15 protein-coding genes, 2 rRNA genes and 1 riboswitch are annotated in these 18854 nt (G+C 52.5%); of the genes, 16 read left to right on the forward strand and 1 reads right to left on the reverse strand.

The annotated features are described in order from the left end of the window. The 3 genes from BLQ59_RS08140 to BLQ59_RS08150 all read left to right on the forward strand — a co-directional run. Positions 1–258 (forward strand): 23S ribosomal RNA (locus BLQ59_RS08140); the annotation flags it as partial. A gap of 71 nt (positions 259–329) precedes the next feature. Beyond that, a 5S ribosomal RNA gene (gene rrf, locus BLQ59_RS08145) occupies positions 330–446 on the forward strand. Positions 447–597: 151 nt separating this feature from the next. Continuing rightward, a complete protein-coding gene (locus BLQ59_RS08150) occupies positions 598–2568 on the forward strand; it encodes a methyl-accepting chemotaxis protein (protein ID WP_074572372.1) in 1971 nt (656 codons plus the stop codon). 56 nt (positions 2569–2624) lie between these two features. Here the strand turns inward: BLQ59_RS08150 and deoD are convergent, their stop codons facing one another. Beyond that, complete coding sequence (gene deoD / locus BLQ59_RS08155; RefSeq protein ID WP_074572373.1) at positions 2625–3335, reverse strand: purine-nucleoside phosphorylase; 711 nt, start codon at positions 3333–3335, stop codon at positions 2625–2627. A 192-nt stretch (positions 3336–3527) separates the two neighbouring features. On the opposite strand from deoD, the gene BLQ59_RS08160 reads away from it, so the two are divergent. The 13 genes from BLQ59_RS08160 to BLQ59_RS08220 all read left to right on the forward strand — a co-directional run bounded on the left by BLQ59_RS08160 (position 3528) and on the right by BLQ59_RS08220 (position 18840). Further along, positions 3528–4031, forward strand: coding sequence for a hypothetical protein (locus tag BLQ59_RS08160; protein WP_074572374.1), 504 nt, complete (start codon positions 3528–3530; stop codon positions 4029–4031). A 62-nt stretch (positions 4032–4093) separates the two neighbouring features. Beyond that, positions 4094–4176, forward strand: a riboswitch (ZMP/ZTP riboswitch). Positions 4177–4253: 77 nt separating this feature from the next. After that, positions 4254–5471, forward strand: a complete 1218-nt coding sequence (locus BLQ59_RS08165; RefSeq protein WP_074572424.1) for an L-lactate MFS transporter — start codon at positions 4254–4256, stop codon at positions 5469–5471. A gap of 104 nt (positions 5472–5575) precedes the next feature. After that, positions 5576–6583, forward strand: coding sequence for a cobalt transporter CbiM (gene cbiM / locus BLQ59_RS08170; protein WP_074572375.1), 1008 nt, complete (start codon positions 5576–5578; stop codon positions 6581–6583). A 162-nt stretch (positions 6584–6745) separates the two neighbouring features. Beyond that, positions 6746–7414 (forward strand): energy-coupling factor transporter transmembrane component T, encoded by a 669-nt coding sequence (locus BLQ59_RS08175; RefSeq protein ID WP_218122884.1) that lies wholly within the window; start codon positions 6746–6748, stop codon positions 7412–7414. Beyond that, on the forward strand, positions 7411–8082 hold the full coding sequence (locus BLQ59_RS08180) for an energy-coupling factor ABC transporter ATP-binding protein (protein WP_074572377.1): 672 nt from the start codon (positions 7411–7413) through the stop codon (positions 8080–8082). The genes BLQ59_RS08175 and BLQ59_RS08180 overlap by 4 nt, the downstream gene beginning before the upstream one ends. A gap of 112 nt (positions 8083–8194) precedes the next feature. Next, positions 8195–9652, forward strand: coding sequence for an aminotransferase class I/II-fold pyridoxal phosphate-dependent enzyme (locus tag BLQ59_RS08185; RefSeq protein ID WP_074572378.1), 1458 nt, complete (start codon positions 8195–8197; stop codon positions 9650–9652). Between the two features lie 48 nt (positions 9653–9700). After that, positions 9701–10561 carry a polyamine aminopropyltransferase gene (speE, locus tag BLQ59_RS08190; protein ID WP_074572379.1) on the forward strand — a complete coding sequence of 287 codons (861 nt, stop codon included), beginning with the start codon at positions 9701–9703 and terminating at the stop codon, positions 10559–10561. Further along, positions 10558–11817, forward strand: a complete 1260-nt coding sequence (locus BLQ59_RS08195) for a saccharopine dehydrogenase family protein (RefSeq protein ID WP_074572380.1) — start codon at positions 10558–10560, stop codon at positions 11815–11817. The genes speE and BLQ59_RS08195 overlap by 4 nt, the downstream gene beginning before the upstream one ends. Positions 11818–11826: 9 nt before the next feature. Next, complete coding sequence (gene nspC, locus BLQ59_RS08200; protein ID WP_074572425.1) at positions 11827–12996, forward strand: carboxynorspermidine decarboxylase; 1170 nt, start codon at positions 11827–11829, stop codon at positions 12994–12996. Next, on the forward strand, positions 12993–14120 hold the full coding sequence (gene aguA, locus BLQ59_RS08205) for an agmatine deiminase (RefSeq protein WP_074572381.1): 1128 nt from the start codon (positions 12993–12995) through the stop codon (positions 14118–14120). The genes nspC and aguA overlap by 4 nt, the downstream gene beginning before the upstream one ends. After that, the gene (gene aguB, locus BLQ59_RS08210; protein ID WP_074572382.1) at positions 14121–14996 is read left to right on the forward strand and encodes an N-carbamoylputrescine amidase; all 876 of its coding nucleotides are present in this window, start codon (positions 14121–14123) and stop codon (positions 14994–14996) included. Positions 14997–15353: 357 nt separating this feature from the next. After that, on the forward strand, positions 15354–18473 hold the full coding sequence (gene ileS, locus BLQ59_RS08215; protein WP_074572383.1) for an isoleucine--tRNA ligase: 3120 nt from the start codon (positions 15354–15356) through the stop codon (positions 18471–18473). A 4-nt stretch (positions 18474–18477) separates the two neighbouring features. Further along, a complete protein-coding gene (locus BLQ59_RS08220) occupies positions 18478–18840 on the forward strand; it encodes a metal-sensing transcriptional repressor (protein WP_074572384.1) in 363 nt (120 codons plus the stop codon). Positions 18841–18854: the final 14 nt, after the last annotated feature.

An 18854-nucleotide genomic window follows, 5' to 3' on the forward strand; every position in this document is an offset into this window, starting at 1 on the left:
GAAGCTGCTCCTAGTACGAGAGGACCGGAGTGGACGGACCGCCGGTGTACCAGTTGTTTCGCCAGAAGCATAGCTGGGTAGCTGCGTCCGGAAGGGATAAACGCTGAAAGCATCTAAGCGTGAAGCCTGTCCCGAGATGAAGTATCTCATGGAGTAATCCAGTAAGATTCCTTGAAGAAGACAAGGTAGATAGGTTGGGAGTGGAAGTGCCGTAAGGCATGCAGCGGACCAATACTAATAAATCGAGGGCTTATCTTTCAAGAACTAAGATGTTCGACATTGAAATTTCTTCTGTATAGTTTTGAATGTGCATAACATTCAACTGAATATCTGGTGACGATAGCTGAGTGGATCCACCTGTTCCCATACCGAACACAGTAGTTAAGCACTCATACGCCGAAAGTACTTGTCTGGAGACGGACTGGGAGGATAGGGCGTTGCCAGTTAAATGATGAGCACCCTGCGGGGTGCTTTTTTTCGTATATTTATTTATCCAACCTAAAGTCGGTAGTTGGCAGGAATTTTTCTCTCGAAGTGGAATTATCTATGATGAAGCAAGAAAATGGATTGGGATAATGAGATTAGGGAGGAATATTTATGGGATTAAAACAGAAGTTTATGGCCTTATCTGGTCTGATGGGATTGCTCTTGGCAATCGTATCCATCGTGGGCTATTTTATGGCCAGCTCGGCGCTGCGGGAAAGCGTGGACAGCGAACTGCGCACGACGATTTCCAATGAAGCGAATGAGTTGAATGGCTGGTTGCAGGAGAAAAAGGCTTTTGGTGTAGCAACCACCAACCATATGACCAGTCTGAATGGCAATATGGAAATCATGCAGACAAAGGAAACTCTGGGCACGACGATTTCCGATAAGGAAATCCTGGAGATGACCGCCGGAACTGAGGATGGCTGGTTCTTCGGTTTCAATTCCGGTGATAACACGGGCAAGAAAGACCCGCGGGAGCGCCCTTGGTACAAAGACGCCAAGGCAAAGGATAAGCCGGTCTTTACGGATGCCTATATTGATACGAACACCAATAAACTGGTCGTATCCGTCGCTGCGCCGATTAAAGCCAATGGGCAGTTTGTCGGGGCGACCTGCTTGGATATCGCACTGGATGTGCTTACCGAACAGACCAATCACATGAAGTATCATGGTGAAGGCGCAGGCATTATCGCCGAGGCAAACGGCAATATTCTGGCAACCTCTGGTGCCGGTGAACCGATGAAGAATTTTAAGGAAATTGATGGTCTGGGCAGTCATTTCGATGAAATGCTCAAGAATAAAGAAGGTTATTTTGAAGTAACGATTGATGGGCAGGACAAGCTATTTGCCTATACGACGGTGCCGGAAACCGGCTGGCTTATGGGCATCTCGGTTCCGAGTGATTTCGTATTTGCTTCCCTTACGCATTTGAAAATCGTGTTTGCGGTTCTGACGGTAGTCGGACTTTTGCTGGCAGCATTTATATGCATGACTTTTGCCAATCGGATTACTACACCGATTGAAAGCCTTGAGTCGCATGCCACGCATTTGGCTAACGGGATTTTGGCAATTGAGAATCTGCCTGTAACGTCCAGTGATGAAATTGGCTCGCTTACGAACGCGTTTAACACCATGAGTGGGAATTTGCGCAATTTGATTTCTAAGATGGCGGCAACCAGTGAGCAGGTGGCGGCTTCTTCTGAGGAACTTACAGCCAATGCCCAGCAGTCTGCCGAGGCTTCTGTCCATGTGGCTGAAACCGTGGGTGAAGTTTCCATGAATATGGAAGAGCAGCTGCATAATATCGATAATGCCAAATCCAACGTGGACAGTGTATATGAAGATGTGACTTCCATGGCAGAAAAGGCACGTACGGTTACTGAAACTTCGGGACGTACAGCAGAAGCTGCGCATAAAGGTGCATCTTTGATGGAAACCGCAGTCAAACGCATGGGCAACATTGAGAAAAGTGTGCTGGCTTCGGCTGATGTGGTGCAGAAGCTGGGCGAAAACAGCAGTCAGATCGGGCAGATTGTCGAGGCGATTTCCTCCATTGCTGAGCAGACGAATCTCTTGTCACTCAATGCGGCGATTGAAGCTGCCAGAGCTGGTGAGCATGGTCGGGGCTTTGCGGTAGTAGCAGAGGAAGTCCGCAAGCTGGCCGCCGAATCCCAGGATTCAGCCGAGCAGATCAAGGAACGGATCATGTCCATCCAGAATGACACCTATGAGGCTGTCAAGGCCATGCAGGCCGGGACGGATGAGGTGAAGAGCGGTACCGCTGCCATTCGGGAGGTGGGTGAGCAGTTTGAAGGTATCCTCACTATGGTAAACGGCATCAAGATGCAGATGGATGAGATCAATGGTTCGGTAGAGGTAGTAGCCGCAGGTGCTGGCAATATCGTCAACGCGGTGGATTCCATTGATAGCATCAGCCGCAAGACTTCGGAAAATACCCAGACCATTTCGGCGGCGACGCAGGAACAGTCAGCGTCTAATGAAGAAATCGCTGCAGCCTCTCAGGCCTTGGCGAATATGGCTACCGATATGCAGGCAGCCATTGGCAAATTCAAATTGTAAATAAAAAGCTCCGTGCGATACGTTGATGCGCACGGAGCTTTTTATGTTTTTAGAAATCAGTCTTCGATAGCGGTTTCCAGAGCAATCTTGATCATGTCGTTGAAGGTGGTCTGGCGTTCTTCGGCCGTGCAGGCTTCGCCGGTCAGGAGATGGTCGCTGACGGTGAAGAGGGCCAGGGCCTGAACATGGGCTTCGGCAGCCAGCGTGTAGAGGGCTGCTGCTTCCATTTCGACAGCGAGGATGCCGTATTTACGAAGTTTTTCGTTGTCGATTTCTTCATCGTAGAAACGGTCCACGGAGATGATATTGCCGACCGTGGCATTGAGGTTGAGTTTCTTGCTGTTGGCTACAGCCTTGGACAGCAGGTTGTAGTCGGCAATGGGGCAGTAGTTGATATTGCCGCCGAAGATGTTGCGGATCATGGAAGAATCCGTGCTGGCAGCCTGAGCAATCAGCACATCGCGCAGTTTCACATCGGGGTGCATGCCGCCGCAAGTGCCGACGCGGAAGAGCTTCTTGCAGCCAAAGTGATGGATGAGCTCATGCACATAGATGGAGATGGAGGGCATGCCCATGCCAGTACCCTGTACGGAAACGGGGACGCCTTTGTACTTGCCCGTGAAACCCAGGATGTTGCGTACGGAGGTGTACTGTTTTACATCCTCGAGGAAATTTTCCGCAATGAATTTTGCCCGCAGGGGATCGCCAGGGAGCAGAATGCGTTCTGCTACTTCGCCTTTTTCAGCAGCAATATGAGGAGTTGCCATGTTTAATTCCTTCTTTCTGACCAATATTTATAAAACTATAATTATTATAAGGAATAAATAAAAAATAAGCAAAGGTCATTTGTCCGAAATTTTACGAGAAAATTCGTGTATACATGGAAAAAATAAGAAAGCTTGACAGTGACAATAAAATAAGTTAACCTAAGGGAAGTTCTTTTTTGGGAGGTATTACAAATGAAGAAAACAGTTCTGGCCCTGGCGGCAGTTATGTTAGCAGGTGCTTCGATGGCTTCGGCAGCACCAATTCATCAGATGGCTAAGCATGAGACAGCTATTGGCGTAGGTACGAAGGATTCCTATATCGAACATAAGGTTACCGGCAAGGCAACGGTAGGTTTTGCCTATGCTGACCGCGATGAATATGGTGATCAGAAGGATGCTTATCTGCAGTATGATGTTGTCAGTTCTGAGGTCAAGCTGATCGGCGGTTATCGCTGGGATATGGGCGGCGAGAAGAACAATGCTTTTGGTGGTGTGGCACTGAGCACGCCGAAAGTCATGGGGTTTGATGCCTATGCTTCCTATATTGCGGGCAAAGATTTCAATGAGACGCAGGTGGGTATCAACAAGGATATCCTGTTCAATGTGGGTCTCAATGTGAATTATCATAACTTCAAGCCTCGTCATGGCGGCCATCATGAAAATGCTGTAGGCGTAGGACTGAATGTCAAATTTTAAAGGTTAAATTTTCCTTGACAGTTTATCGGCGAACCTGTTAAACTGATGATATGAAAAGTGAATAGGCTATGCAGGACTGACGGATTAGTGGAATTGACCACATGTACTGCATGGTTTTGATAAGCCGACCGTCTGGGCAGAGATTTTGTCCAGGCGGTCGTTTGCGTTTGGGATGAAATCTCTTTTCGGTTGCTGCCTTGGGCAGCAGAAAGGATGGTTTTCATGCGGAATCGTTGGCTGATTGCTTTGGCTGCTGTGGGGATTCATATTTCCATTGGCAGCGTCTATGCCTGGAGTGTACTGACCCGGCCAATCATGGCGGAGATGGGCTTTACGCTCGCGGAGACGACCTGGACTTTTTCCCTGGCAATCTTGTTCCTTGGCATGTCGGCGGGCTTTTTGGGGCGGTTTGTGGAAAAGCATGGCCCGAAGAAAAGCGGCCTGCTCTCCATGCTGTTCTTTGGTTCGGGGATGTTTGGCACGGCGCTGGCACTCCATCTGCACAGTCTGCTGCTGCTTTATCTCTTCTATGGCGTAATTGGCGGTATCGGCCTGGGCGTCGGCTATATCACACCGGTATCTACTTTGGTCAAGTATTTCCCGAACCATCGTGGTTTTGCTACGGGGCTGGCCATTATGGGCTTTGGTTTTGCAGCCTTGATTGCTGGGCCGGTCATGCAGTATCTGACGGCGCAGTTTGGTCTGGTGGAAAATTTCTTGATTCTCGGTACGGTCTATATGGTGCTGATTGGCGTCTCGGCCCTGTATTTGAAGCCGCCGGTCATGCCGGAGGGAAGCACGGCGGTGAAAAAGCTCCAGCATGGGGCTACGGCGGCTGAGGCCATCAAGACCTGGCAGTTCGGGGCGCTCTGGTGGGTATTCTTCGTCAATATCACCTGTGGCATCGGCCTTCTGGCGGTAGCTTCGCCCATGGCCCAGCAGGTCACGGGCATGGATGCGGCGCAGGCGGCCTCGATGGTGGGCATCATCGGCCTGTTGAACGGCGGCGGACGCATCCTCTGGTCCACGCTTTCGGATTATCTTGGGCGCGGCCTTACCTATATGACCTTCTTTGCTTTGGAAATTGTGGCCTTCTGGCTGCTGGCTGGCACCCGTGATGCGATGCTCTTCCAGATGCTGGTGTTCCTGATCATCAGCTGCTATGGCGGTGGTTTTTCCTGTATGCCGGCTTATCTTTCCGATATTTTTGGCACCAGAGAACTCAGCGCCATCCATGGCCGGGTGCTTACGGCCTGGGGCGTGGCTGGTGTCGTGGGGCCGACCATCGTTTCGTGGTTCTGGGAACACACCCATAGCTATGCGGATACGCTCTATTTCTTTGCGGCTTGTTTCGTGTTGAATCTGCTGATTGCTGTGGCGCTGAAGGTCTATGGTATTTCGACGGCAGTATCCGTAAAGATTGCGCAGCCCCATTCCTAAAAAAATATCCCCCATGGGGGCTTACGGCTTTCTTGGCAATGGATTAAAATGAAGAAAGATTCATTATTCTTATTCATTTTATCTAGCCAAAGGAGTTGAGAAAAATGCATATTCCTGAGAATTACTTAAGTCCCTCGACCTGCGCGGTGATGGGAGCGGCCATGCTGCCGGTCTGGTTCATGGCGGTGCAGAAGGTGAAACAGGAGATCCCAAAAGAGAAGATGCCGCTTCTGGGAATTGGCGCGGCCTTTTCTTTCCTGGGCATGATGTTCAATATCCCGCTGCCGGGCGGCACTACGGGGCATGCAGTGGGAGCGACCTTGCTGGCTATCATGTTCGGCCCCTGGTCAGCTTGTCTGGCCGTCAGTGTGGCATTATTTGTACAGGCTTTATTCTTTGGTGATGGTGGCATCCTGGCTTTTGGCGCGAATTGTTTCAATATGGCCTTTGTGATGCCTTTTGCGGGCTGGGGCATTTACCGAGTCTTGAAGCGTATGTGGCCGCAGCATGAACTGGTGGCAGCCGGGATCGGCTCCTATGTGGGCATCAATATGGCAGCGTTTTGTGCGGCTATCGAGTTTGGCATCCAGCCATTGCTCTTTACCGATGCAGCCGGGCAAGCGCTCTATTGTCCGTATCCGCTCTCGATTTCCATCCCGGCGATGATGGTGGGCCATCTGACCTTGTTTGGCCTGGCTGAAGCAATCTTTACGACAGCGATTCTCGGTTATCTGCAGAAAACGGCACCGGTTGTCCTGGAACAGACAGGCGAAGCTGCCGGCAAGGCGGTTTATGGCCTGCTGGCCCTGCTGATCGTGGGCACACCTTTGGGGCTGTTGGCTGCGGGCACAGCCTGGGGTGAATGGGCCCCGGAAGAACTGGCGGAGCAGGACTTCTTGGGGACGGCTTTGGGGTATACGCCGGCTGGCATGGAAGATGGTTTTTCCTTTGAGGCACTGTTTCCTGATTATGCGATTGCCGGTATGCCGGAAAGCTTTGGCTATATCCTGTCTGCAATCATCGGCACGGCTTTGCTGGTGGTGGCGTTCAAGGCAGTGGGCTCGCTTATCGGGGGACGTACCGATTATGATGCCACGATGCAGGGGCATTGATTTAGATAAGGCTTTGTGAGGCGATAACGATTGAATCTTCCGGAATGGTTACAAGCGGAAGAAGTATATCAGCCAGACCGGGACCGGGACTATTTTATCTCCCGGTCCCTTTTGCGTGTTCTGGCGGTACTTCTAAGCATACGCCAGCAGGCGTATGTCAAAATGCGGCATCATTTTTCTGCGGCGGGAACTTTGGGATTCCTGCTCGGCTGGCTGCTGCTCTGCGTGGCCGCGCATACAACGGCCTTCTTGTTCTGCCAGCTGGCGTTGGTGCTGGTAATGCTATGTTTTTTGCGCGGGCGGGCGATACGTCAAATCTTGCAGGGGGCTATGGCTGCCGTGCTTTTTTCCCTGTTGCTAATTTTGCCTGCGCTTTGGTTGGGCAGCGGGACCATGGTCTTGCTGATTCCATTTAAGACTTTTTTGACCGTTGCTTCGCTGGCATTGCTGCGCCAGTATCTGCCATGGAATAAGCTCACGCAGGCCCTGCGGTTTTTTCGGGTGCCGCAGGAGGTCATCTTTATTCTCGATACGACCTTGCGCTATGTCGCATTGCTCGGGGAAATGGCCGGGGACATGCTGATTGCGCTCAAACTGCGCTCCGTGGGGAGGAACCAGCGGAAACAACAGGCTTTGGGCAGCATTCTCGGACGGCTGCTGTTGCGCTCGCGGGAAATGTCGCAGGCCATGTATGAGGCCATGGTCTGCCGCGGCTTTACCGGCGAATATTCGAGAGCTGAAGCAGGAAAATTGCAGCGGGCTGACGTATTGTTATGGTTGGTATATCTTATATATTTTTATTTATTTTGGCAGTTGGAGGTAAGCTTTTGATTCGCTTGGAAGATGTTTGTTATGCCTATGACGGCGTGCCGGTGCTCAGGCATGTGGATTGTACGATTGCCAAAGGAGAAGCCGTGGCCCTTAGCGGCCCGAATGGTGCAGGCAAGTCCACCCTGCTGCGCATGCTCAATGGCCTGATCTATCCGGAGCTGGGACGGTATTTGTTCAAGGGAACGGAGATCACGGCGGCCAGGATGCGGGAGCATCGCTATGCCAAATCTTTTCATCAGCAGGTGGGCTTTGTCTGGCAAAATCCCGATATCCAGCTGTTCTGCGGCAGTGTGGCGGAGGAACTGGCCTTTGGCCCGGAGCAGATGGGACTTCCGGCTGAGGAAATCGAGCGCCGGGTGGAAGATGCTTTGGAACTTGCGGGTATCACACATTTGCGGGAACGGGCGCCCTATACACTGTCTGGCGGTGAGAAGAAGAAAACGGCCATCGCTTCCATCCTGACCATGAATCCTGCGGTTTGGACTCTCGATGAACCGCTGAGTGCGTTGGATGAAGCGAGCCAGCAATGGCTCATCGAGTTCCTGCTTGCGCTCAAACAAGCGGGCAAAACCTTGATCTTTTCCACGCACGATGCAGGATTGACACGGCAGCTGGCAGATAAGGAAATCCGGCTGGATGCTGCACATTTGTGCACCATACGGTCCTGAAAGCCTGTGTAAAAAATATAATTTTACTTGCGTTAGTTTGCGATAGCCTGTAAAATTTTATGAGTAACAATATTAGCGATAATTGTCGGATTATTCATTTAGGGAGGCGGAAATGGATCGGATCAATCAACATACCGCGCCAGTTTATGAGGCGATGTTAGAGCTGCGCAAGCGGCGTGTGGTTCCTTTTGATGTGCCCGGGCATAAGCGGGGGCGCGGCAATCCGGAACTCGTGGATTTTCTGGGCGAAAAGTGCGTAGGCGTGGATGTCAATTCCATGAAGATGCTGGATAACCTGAGTCATCCTATCTCGGTCATCAAGGAAGCAGAGGAATTGACAGCCGATGCCTTTGGTGCGCAGCATGCGTTCTTTATGGTACATGGCACGACTTCAGCGGTGCAGGCTATGGTGCTCTCGACTGTGCGGGGGGGGGAGGAAATCCTCCTGCCCCGCAATGTGCATAAGAGCGTCATCAATGCACTGGTGCTCTGCGGCGGTATTCCCGTCTATGTGCCGGTGCGGGTCAATCACCAGATTGGCATTGCCACGGGCATGGCCCTGTCGGATGTGGAACGGGCCATTCGTGAACATCCGCAGGCCAAGGCCATCTTTGTCAATAATCCGACTTACTATGGCATTGCTTCTGACCTCAAAGGCATTGTGGAAGCAGCCCATAAGGCTGGCATGAAGGTGCTGGTGGATGAAGCCCATGGCACCCATCTCTATTTTGGGGATAATCTGCCCATTTCGGGTATGGCAGCCGGAGCGGATCTGGCGGCAGTTTCCATGCACAAATCCGGCGGCAGTCTGACGCAGAGTTCCATTATGCTCTGTGGCAAAGGAGTAGACGCGGAATATGTGCAGCAGATCATCAATCTGACGCAGACCACCAGTGCCTCGTATCTTCTGATTTCCAGCCTGGACCTGTCCCGCCGGAATCTGGCCCTGCATGGCCGGGAGTCCTTTGAGAAGGTCAGCTCCATGGCCGAGTATGCCCGGTCGGAAATCAACGAGATTCCCGGCTTCTATGCCTATGGCCGGGAACTGATTGACGGGGACAGCGTCTTTGACTTTGACGTGACCAAGCTCTCCGTATTTACGCAGGGCATTGGCATGACGGGCATTGAAGTCTACGATATGCTGCGGGATGAGTACGATATCCAGATTGAGTTCGGGGATATCGGCAATATTTTGGCCTATATCTCCATCGGCGACCGCATCCGCGACATCGAGCGTCTGGTAGGGGCACTCGAAGATATTGCGGACCGTTCGGCAGCACTGGACAAGAAGGAACTCTACTGCGGTGAATTCATAGCGCCGGAGCTGATCATGAGCCCGCGGGAGGCCTTCTATGCGCAGGGCGAGAAATTGCCGTTGGAAAAAACAGTAGGCCGGGTAGCCGGGGAAATGCTGATGTGCTATCCGCCGGGGATTCCCATCCTGACACCGGGCGAGCGCATCACCCAGGAGATTCTGGACTACATCGAATACGCCCGGGAAAAGGGCTGCTCCTTGCAGGGCACTCAGGATCCGGAATGCAGGGAAATGCGTATTTTGACGGAAATTTGACCAGTCAAATTGACTGGTCAGCTTGACTGGTCAAAAGGAGGCAGATACATGGAAATATGGTTTTCCCAGATGGATACGGAAAATGTCAAGACCTCTGTGCGGGTGGACAAGCAGCTTTTTTCCCGGCAGAGTGAATATCAGCGGATTGATGTTTTCGAATCCCGGGAGTTTGGCAGGATGATCGTACTCGATGGCGAAATCATCTTCTCAGAGGCCGATGAATTCATCTACAATGAAATGGTGGTGCATGTGCCTATGGCCGTTCACCCCTGCGTGAAAAATGTGCTGATCATCGGCGGTGGCGACGGTGGCGTGGCGAAAGTCCTCACGCAGTATCCGGAAATCGAGTCCATCGACGTGGTGGAGCCGGATGAAATGTTTATCGAAGTTTCGCGGGAATTCTTCCCCGAGACCGCCAAGGGCTTTGACGATGACCGAGTGAAGATCACCAATATGGATGGCCTGCGCTTTTTGCGGCGCTGCCGGGATAAGTATGATCTCATCATCAATGATTCCACCGATCCCTTCGGCCATACGGAAGGACTGTTTACGCGGGAGTTCTATGGCAACTGCTATCGGGCCCTGCATGATGACGGCATCATGGTCTATCAGCATGGCAGCCCGTTCTATGATGAGGATGAGGCGGCCTTCCGGGCCATGCATCGCAAGGCCTATCAGAGTTTCCCGGTGAGCCGCGTCTATCAGGCCAGCATTCCCACGTGCCCCGCGGGCATCTGGATGTTTGGCTTTGCGTCCAAGAAATACCATCCATTGAAGGACTTCAATGCGCAGCGCTGGAATGAACGCCAGCTGGAAACCTGGTATTATACGACACATTTACATAAGGGCGCTTTCATGCTGCCCAAATATGTTGAGGATATTTTATCGGAGGAGGAACAGAAAAAATGAGCAGATTAATGATTATCGGCTGCGGTGGTGTAGCCAGTGTAGCTATCCATAAGGTATGTCAGAATGATGAGGTATTCGACGAACTGATGATTGCCAGCCGCACGGTTTCCAAGTGCGATGCCCTGAAAGAAAAACTGCAGGGCAAGACCAAGACCAAAATCACCACGGCCCAGATTGACGCCGATGATGTGGAAGCACTGACCAAGCTGATCAAAGAATATAAGCCGGACGCTGTCCTCAACGTGGCGCTGCCCTATCAGGACTTGACCATCATGGATGCCTGCCTGGCTGCTGGTGTGGACTATATCGACACCGCCAACTACGAGCCGGAGGATACGGAAGATCCGGAATGGCGCAAGATTTACGAGAAGCGCTGCAAGGAACTGGGCTTCTCCGCTTACTTTGACTATTCCTGGCAGTGGGCCTATGAGGATAAGTTCAAGAATGCCGGCCTGACGGCTCTTCTGGGCACGGGCTTTGACCCGGGTGTGACCTCCGTATTTGCGGCCTATGCCAAGAAGCATTATTTTGATACCATTGACACCATCGATATCCTCGACTGCAACGGCGGCGACCATGGCTATCCCTTTGCTACCAACTTCAACCCGGAAATCAACCTGCGGGAAGTTTCTGCGCCGGGCTCCTATATGGAAAATGGCAAATGGATTGAGATTCCGGCCATGAGCATCAAGCGGGAGTACGATTTCGAAGGAGTGGGCAAGAAGGATATGTATCTGCTGCACCATGAGGAGATCGAGGCTTTGGGCCGCAATATGCCGGAAGTCAAGCGCATCCGCTTCTTCATGACCTTTGGCCAGAGCTATCTGGACCATATGCGCTGCCTCGAAAACGTGGGCATGCTGTCCACCACGCCAATCAACTACAACGGTCAGGAAATCGTGCCTATTCAGTTTCTCAAAGCCCTGCTGCCGGACCCTGCATCCCTCGGCCCGCGCACCAAGGGCAAGACCAATATCGGCTGCATCTTCACTGGCAAGAAGGACGGCAAGGAACGTTCCATCTACATCTACAATGTCTGCGATCATCAGGAATGTTTCAAAGAGGTTGGCTCCCAGGCCATTTCCTATACCACCGGCGTTCCGGCCATGATTGGTGCCATGCTGGTGGCCACGGGCCAGTGGAAGAAGCCCGGCGTGTTTACCACGGACGAATTCGATCCGGACCCGTACATGGAAGCCCTGAATAAATGGGGGCTGCCTTGGAAGGTGGAAGAAAACCCGGTGCTGGTGGACTAAGGCATGAGCATGAAAATCGACAAAGTGCCTACGCCCGCCTATGTGGTGGATGAAGCGGCCTTGGAGAACAACCTGCGCATCTTGCAGGAAGTCAAAGAGGCGGCAGGCTGCAAAATCCTGCTGGCCCAGAAATGCTTCTCTATGTTTGCCGAGTACCCGTTGATTGGCAAATATCTCGACGGTGCCACCGCCAGCGGCCTCTTTGAAGCCAAGCTGGGGCATGAGGAAATGGCAGGGGAGAACCATGTGTTTTCCCCTGCCTACCGGCCCGAGGAAATCGAGGAGCTTGCCTCCATCTGCGACCATGTCATCTTCAATTCCTTTTCCCAGCTGCGCCGTTTTGGGACCAAGGTCAAGGAGATTCAGCAGGCGAGGGGTGTAAAGCATGGCATCGGCCTGCGCATCAATCCTGAATGTTCCACGCAGGACCATGCCATCTATGATCCCTGTGCACCGGGTTCCCGGCTGGGCGTTACGGCCGAGGATTTTGCCAAGGCGGTTGAAGCAGAGCCGGAACTTCTGGCACTGCTGGATGGTCTGCACTTCCATACCCTCTGCGAGCAGAACAGCGATGCCTTGGCGGAAACCTTGCAGGCCGTGGAGCAGAAGTTTGGCCATTGGCTGAAGCAGGATTCCATCCATTGGCTCAATATGGGCGGCGGCCATCATATCACGCGGGCGGATTATGACCGTCAGCTGCTGATTGACCTTGTCCAATCCGTTCGGGAAAAATACGGCGTAGAAGTCTATCTGGAACCCGGTGAGGCCGTGGCGCTCAATGCGGGCTATCTGGTCACCGAGGTATTGGACACGGTAACGAACCATGGCACCCATATTCTGCTATTGGATGCGTCTGCCGCCTGCCATATGCCCGACGTATTGGAGATGCCCTATCGGCCGCCTTTGAAAGATTCCGGGGAAGCGGGGGAGAAGGCCTATACCTATAAACTTTCTTCCTGCACCTGCCTGGCTGGCGATATTATCGGCGATTATTCCTTTGACCGGGAAATCCTGCCGGGGGATCGGCTCTGTTTTGAAGATATGGCCATCTATTCCATGGTCAAGAACAATACCTTCAACGGCATGGCTTTGCCTGCCATCTGGAAGATGGATGCGGCAGGAGAATGCACGCTGGTCAAAAAATTCGGCTATAACGTTTTTAAGGAACGATTGTCATGATGATAAAGGATAGTACACCGAAGGCCGATGGCTTTTATATGCCCGCTGAGTTTGCCCCCCATGCGGGAACTTTCCTGATCTGGCCCACCCGGCCCGGCTCTTGGACCAACAATGGCGCTGATGTGCAGCCGGTATTTGTGGAGCTGATTCGGGAGATTTCTGCCGTGGAGGAACTTTATCTGCTGGTGGATGAAGCGCACCGCGGACAGGCCGAAGCTATGCTGAGCGGTTTGCCGCAGGAACATATCCATTATCTGGTGATTCCCACGGACGATGCCTGGGCACGGGATATGGGGCCGACCTATGTGGTGGACGGCCAAGGCCGGCGCCGGGGTATCAATTGGAGCTTCAATGCCTGGGGCGGCGATTTTGACGGCCTCTACCCAGATTTCGCCCAGGACGATGCGGCGGCGGAGAAGATGTGTGCGGCTTTAGATGATGATATCTATGATGCCGGAGATTTCGTGCTCGAAGGCGGCTCCATACATGTGGATGGGGAAGGTACGGTTGTCGTGACTGAAGCCTGCCTGCTGTCTCAGGGCCGCAATCCTGACAAGTCAAAAGAGCAGATTGAAGAACTGCTATTAGAGTACCTTGGCGCGGAAAAAGTCATCTGGCTGCCCAGGGGCATCTATAACGATGAAACCAATGAGCATGTGGATAATGTCTTTGCCTTTGTAAAGCCCGGGGAAGTCCTGCTGGCCTGGACGGATGATAAGTCTGACCCCCAGTATGCGCTGAGTCAGGCGGATTTGGAGGTGCTGGAAACGGCTGTGGATGCCAAGGGGCGCAGGTTTAAGATTCATAAACTGCCTATCCCGAAGCAGCCCGTCTGCATTACCGAGGAGGAAGCTAATAGCTTTACCTTCGAGGAAGGCGAGGATAGGCGGGAGCCCGGTGAGCGGCTGGCGGCCAGCTATGTGAATTTCTACCTCTGCAATAGCAAGGTCATTTTGCCGCAGTTTGGGGATGAAATGGATAGCGAAGCACAGCGCATCTTAGGAGAATGTTTCCCGGAGCGTCAGATTGTGCCCTTGCCAGCCAGAGCTGTAATCGTGGGCGGTGGCAATTTCCACTGCCTGACGCAGCAGATACCTTTAGCAAAGTCAAAAGAGGTGAAGTGAGTGCGTAATGTAACCGTTGCCGCCATTCAGATGCAGATGGTGGCAGATGTTCATGAGAATATAAGCAAGGCCGAACAGCTGGTCCGCAAAGCTGCTGGGCAGGGGGCGCAGGTCATCCTGCTGCCGGAGCTCTTTGAGCGGCCCTATTTCTGCCAGCAGCGGCAGTATGATTTCTATGATTATGCCACGACAGTGGAGGAAAATCCGGCAGTGCAGCACTTCCAGCCTATTGCCAAAGAGCTGGCCGTGGCTATGCCTATCAGCTTCTATGAAAAGGACGGCACGCGGCTCTTTAACAGCATTGCCATGCTGGATGCAGATGGGCAGGTTTTGGGCGTCTATCGCAAGACGCATATTCCCGACGACCATTATTATCAGGAGAAGTTCTACTTCACGCCGGGCAACACCGGCTTCAAAGTCTGGGATACCCGCTATGGCAAGATAGGCGTGGGCATCTGCTGGGACCAGTGGTTCCCCGAAGCGGCCCGTGCCATGGCACTGCAGGGGGCAGAAATCCTGCTCTATCCCACGGCCATCGGTTCCGAACCCATCCTTGAAACCGACAGCATGCCTCATTGGCGCCGCTGCATGCAGGGCCATGCCGGCAGCAACCTGATGCCCGTTATGGCGGCTAACCGTATCGGCGTGGAGAGCGTGGAGCCCTGTGAGGAAAACGGCGGCCAGTCCTCGTCCTTGAACTTCTATGGTTCTTCCTTTATCACGGATAATACCGGCGCCATCATCGCCGAAGCCAGCCGTACGGAGGAAATGGTTCTGACTGCTAGCTTCGATCTTGAGCAATATGGAAAAGACAGGCTGAGCTGGGGGCTTTTCCGTGACCGGCGGCCGGAAATGTATCAGGAATTGTCAAGATAAGAGAAAATTTTTCTGCTTAGGTGGCGGCATTCAACGTAATTTTTCGTTGAATTTGCTGTAAACCTGTGATACACTAATACCTGTTAATGTGTAAATGCGTAGATGAAGAGAGTAACCTCGGGAAGAAATCTTTAGCGAGCCGGGTAGGGTGAAAGCCGGTAGAGAGTATCAAGGGGCGAAAATCACTTCGGAGCAGCGGGCTGAAATCCCTTGCGGGCAGTAAGCTTCGCCGGTATTCCCCGTTACGGAATAGCGTATGATGGTACGTGAAAAATAGGTGGTTTATAAGTGTAGGTTAAATATACCTGCATCCTGTTTTCGGGATGCAGGTTTTTTGTTTTTAGAGGAGGAGTTCGTTTGTACAGCAAGGTAGACACCAATTTGAACTTCGTGGACAGAGAAAAGGAAGTTCTGAAATTCTGGAAAGACAACAACATTGCCCAGAAGGCTATCGACCAGCGCGAAGGTTGCGATACCTTTACGTTCTATGATGGTCCCCCGACGGCTAACGGCAAGCCGCATATTGGTCATGTATTAACCCGTGTTATCAAGGATATGCTGCCGCGTTACCAGTCCATGAAGGGCAAGAAGGTGCTGCGCAAGGCTGGATGGGATACGCACGGCCTGCCGGTTGAGCTTGAAGTCGAGAAGCTCGTGGGCATCAACGGCAAGGAACAGATTGAAGAATACGGCATTGAGCCCTTCATCAAGAAGTGCCGCGAGTCCGTTTGGAAATACAAGGGGATGTGGGAAGAGTTCTCCGATGTGGTCGGCTTCTGGGCTGACATGGAGCATCCCTACATCACCTACGAAAATGACTTCATCGAATCCGAATGGTGGGCGCTTAAGGAAATCTGGAACAAGGGCCTGCTCTACAAAGGCCATAAGGTCGTTCCTTACTGTCCCCGCTGCGGCACCCCGCTGTCTTCTCACGAAGTAGCCCAGGGCTATAAGGATGTCAAAGAGCGCTCTGCTATGGTGAAGTTCAAGGTCAAGGACGAGGACGCATACTTCCTGGCTTGGACGACGACGCCATGGACGCTGCCCTCCAACCTCGGCCTCTGCGTGAACCCCGAAGTGGACTATGTGAAGATCAAGGTTGATGGCACGGTTTACTACATGGCCGAAGCCCTCGTGGAATCCGTCTTTGAAGGTGTCGAAGGCGAGCGCGAAGTCCTCGAAAAGTACAAGGGCAAAGACCTCGAATACCGCGAATATGAACCTCTCTACGACTATGCCGTGGGCAAGCTCAAGAAAAAAGCATTCTATGTGGTCTGCGATGATTATGTTACGACCTCCGATGGTACGGGTATCGTTCATATCGCTCCGGCCTTCGGTGAGGACGATAACCGCGTTTGCCGCAAGTACGATATGCCTTTCGTGCAGTTCGTCAACAATAAGGGCGAAATGACCGAGGAAACGGACTGGGCTGGCGTATTCGTCAAGGACGCTGACCCGCTGATTATCGATGACCTAAAGAAGAGCGGCAAGCTCTTTAAGGCACCGAAGTTCGAGCACAGCTATCCGCACTGCTGGCGCTGCGACACGCCGCTCATCTACTATGCGCGCGAAACCTGGTTCATCAAGATGACGGATGTCAAGGACAAGCTGATTGCCAACAACAACAAGGTCAACTGGATTCCGAAATCCATCGGTGAAGGCCGTTTCGGCGATTGGCTCGAGCATGTACAGGATTGGGGCCTGTCCCGTAACCGTTATTGGGGCACGCCGCTGCCGGTTTGGGAATGCGAATGCGGCCATCAGCACACGATTGGTTCCATCGCTGAACTCAAGGAAATGAGCGACAACTGCCCAGATGATATCGAATTGCACCGTCCGTATATCGACGCTGTTACGATTAAGTGTCCGGAATGCGGCAAGGAAATGCACCGTGTGCCGGAAGTTATCGACTGCTGGTTCGACTCCGGTTCCATGCCTTTTGCCCAGTGGCATTATCCGTTCGAGAACAAGGATATCTTCGAGAAGCGCTTCCCGGCTGACTTCATCTCCGAGGCCGTTGACCAGACGCGCGGCTGGTTCTACTCCTTGATCGCCATTTCCACCCTGCTCTTTGATGAAGCACCGTACAAGAACGTTATCGTGCTTGGCCATGTGCAGGATAAGGATGGCCGCAAGATGAGTAAGTCCAAGGGCAACGCCGTTGATCCCATGGAGGCTCTGGGCCAGCATGGCGCTGATGCCATCCGTTGGTACTTCTACGAGAACAGCGCGCCCTGGCTGCCGAACCGCTTCCATGATGATGCAGTGCAGGAAGGACAGCGCAAGTTCATGGGCACTCTCTGGAATACCTATGCTTTCTTCGTGCTCTACGCCAACATTGACAACTTCGATGCCACGAAGTACACGCTGGATTACGACAAACTGCCGGTTATGGATAAATGGGTGCTGAGCCGTCTCAATACCATGGTCAAGGAAGTGGACAATGACCTGGCTAACTACAAGGTCACGGAAGCTGCCAAGGCTCTGCAGGCCTTCACGGACGAACTGTCTAACTGGTATGTGCGCCGCAGCCGTGCCCGCTTCTGGGCCAAGGGCATGGAGCAGGATAAGATCAATGCTTACATGACGCTCTATACGGCTCTTGTGACTACGGCCAAGGCTGCCGCTCCGCTGGTACCGTTCATCACCGAATCCATCTATCGCAACCTCGTTTGCAGCATCGACAAGACGGCTCCGGAATCCGTCCATCTGGCTGATTACCCGACGGTCAACGAGGCATGGATTGATGAAGACCTTGAAAAGAACATGGAACTGGTGCTCGAAATCGTCGTGCTCGGCCGTGCGTCCCGCAACGAGACCAATATCAAGAACCGCCAGCCGGTTGCGCATATGTATGTCAACGCTGACCGTGAACTCTCCGACTTCTTCAAGGAAATCGTGGAAGACGAACTCAACGTCAAGGAAGTGGTCTTCAAGGACGATATGGAAGAATATTTGACCTACAGCTTCAAGCCGAACTTCCGCGTGCTCGGCCCGAAGGTTGGCAAGCAGATTGGTGCAGTCAAGGGCGCTTTAGAAAAACTCAACGGCCATAAGGCCAAGGCAGAACTCGACTCCACGGGCAAGCTCGTCGTGGCTCTGCCGGATGGCGAAGTAACGCTGACCACTGAGGATGTGGAAGTATCCATGGCTCAGACCGAAGGTTTCAACTGCCAGCGCTATAATGGCGTGACCATTGCCCTCGACACGACGCTGACGGAAGAACTGCTCGAAGAAGGTTTCGTCCGCGAGGTCATCAGCAAGGTGCAGACTATGCGTAAGGAAAACGGCTTTGAAGTCACCGACCACATCACGGTCAGCCTTGCCGGCAATGAGAAATTGCAGGCCATCGTGGCCAAGAATGAGGACTACCTCAAGGAAATCACCTTGGCTGACGTGGTAAATTATGGAAAACTTTCCGGCACCGAGAAGGAATGGAACATCAACGGCGAGAATATTACTATAGCGGTAGAATAAAGCCATGAAACAAAAGGAACATGAACATGAGCATGCACATACTCATGTACTGGCAGATGGCACTGTTGTAACGCACACGCATGGGGCTGGGCACGGTCATAAACACAGCCATGCCCACACCAAGGCGGTGCTCAACCGTATGTCCCGGCTGATTGGCCACTTAGAGTCCATCAAGACCATGGTGGAACAGGGCAGGGATTGCAGTGAGGTGCTCGTGCAGCTTTCCGCAGTGCGCAGCGCCATCAATGGTGTCAGCAAGATAATCTTAAAGGATCATATGGAGCACTGTATTGTGGATGCGGTGCGGGAAAATGATCAGGAAGCATTGGAACAACTGAATAAGGCGATTGACCAATTTATCAAGTAAGCGAGAGACCATAG

Source organism: Pseudoselenomonas ruminantium, assembly GCF_900104055.1.
Classification (GTDB): Bacteria; Bacillota; Negativicutes; order Selenomonadales; family Selenomonadaceae; genus Selenomonas_A; species Selenomonas_A ruminantium_C.

Coding starts and splice junctions, on each gene's coding strand:
- speE (WP_074572379.1), top strand. CDS start 9,701: ATGGAAATATGGTTTTCCCAGATGGATACGGAAAATGTCAAGACCTCT.
- aguA (WP_074572381.1), top strand. CDS start 12,993: ATGATGATAAAGGATAGTACACCGAAGGCCGATGGCTTTTATATGCCC.
- BLQ59_RS08165 (WP_074572424.1), top strand. CDS start 4,254: ATGCGGAATCGTTGGCTGATTGCTTTGGCTGCTGTGGGGATTCATATT.
- BLQ59_RS08220 (WP_074572384.1), top strand. CDS start 18,478: ATGAAACAAAAGGAACATGAACATGAGCATGCACATACTCATGTACTG.
- deoD (WP_074572373.1), bottom strand. CDS start 3,335: ATGGCAACTCCTCATATTGCTGCTGAAAAAGGCGAAGTAGCAGAACGC.
- BLQ59_RS08195 (WP_074572380.1), top strand. CDS start 10,558: ATGAGCAGATTAATGATTATCGGCTGCGGTGGTGTAGCCAGTGTAGCT.
- cbiM (WP_074572375.1), top strand. CDS start 5,576: ATGCATATTCCTGAGAATTACTTAAGTCCCTCGACCTGCGCGGTGATG.
- nspC (WP_074572425.1), top strand. CDS start 11,827: ATGAAAATCGACAAAGTGCCTACGCCCGCCTATGTGGTGGATGAAGCG.
- BLQ59_RS08160 (WP_074572374.1), top strand. CDS start 3,528: ATGAAGAAAACAGTTCTGGCCCTGGCGGCAGTTATGTTAGCAGGTGCT.
- BLQ59_RS08175 (WP_218122884.1), top strand. CDS start 6,746: ATGCGGCATCATTTTTCTGCGGCGGGAACTTTGGGATTCCTGCTCGGC.
- BLQ59_RS08185 (WP_074572378.1), top strand. CDS start 8,195: ATGGATCGGATCAATCAACATACCGCGCCAGTTTATGAGGCGATGTTA.
- BLQ59_RS08150 (WP_074572372.1), top strand. CDS start 598: ATGGGATTAAAACAGAAGTTTATGGCCTTATCTGGTCTGATGGGATTG.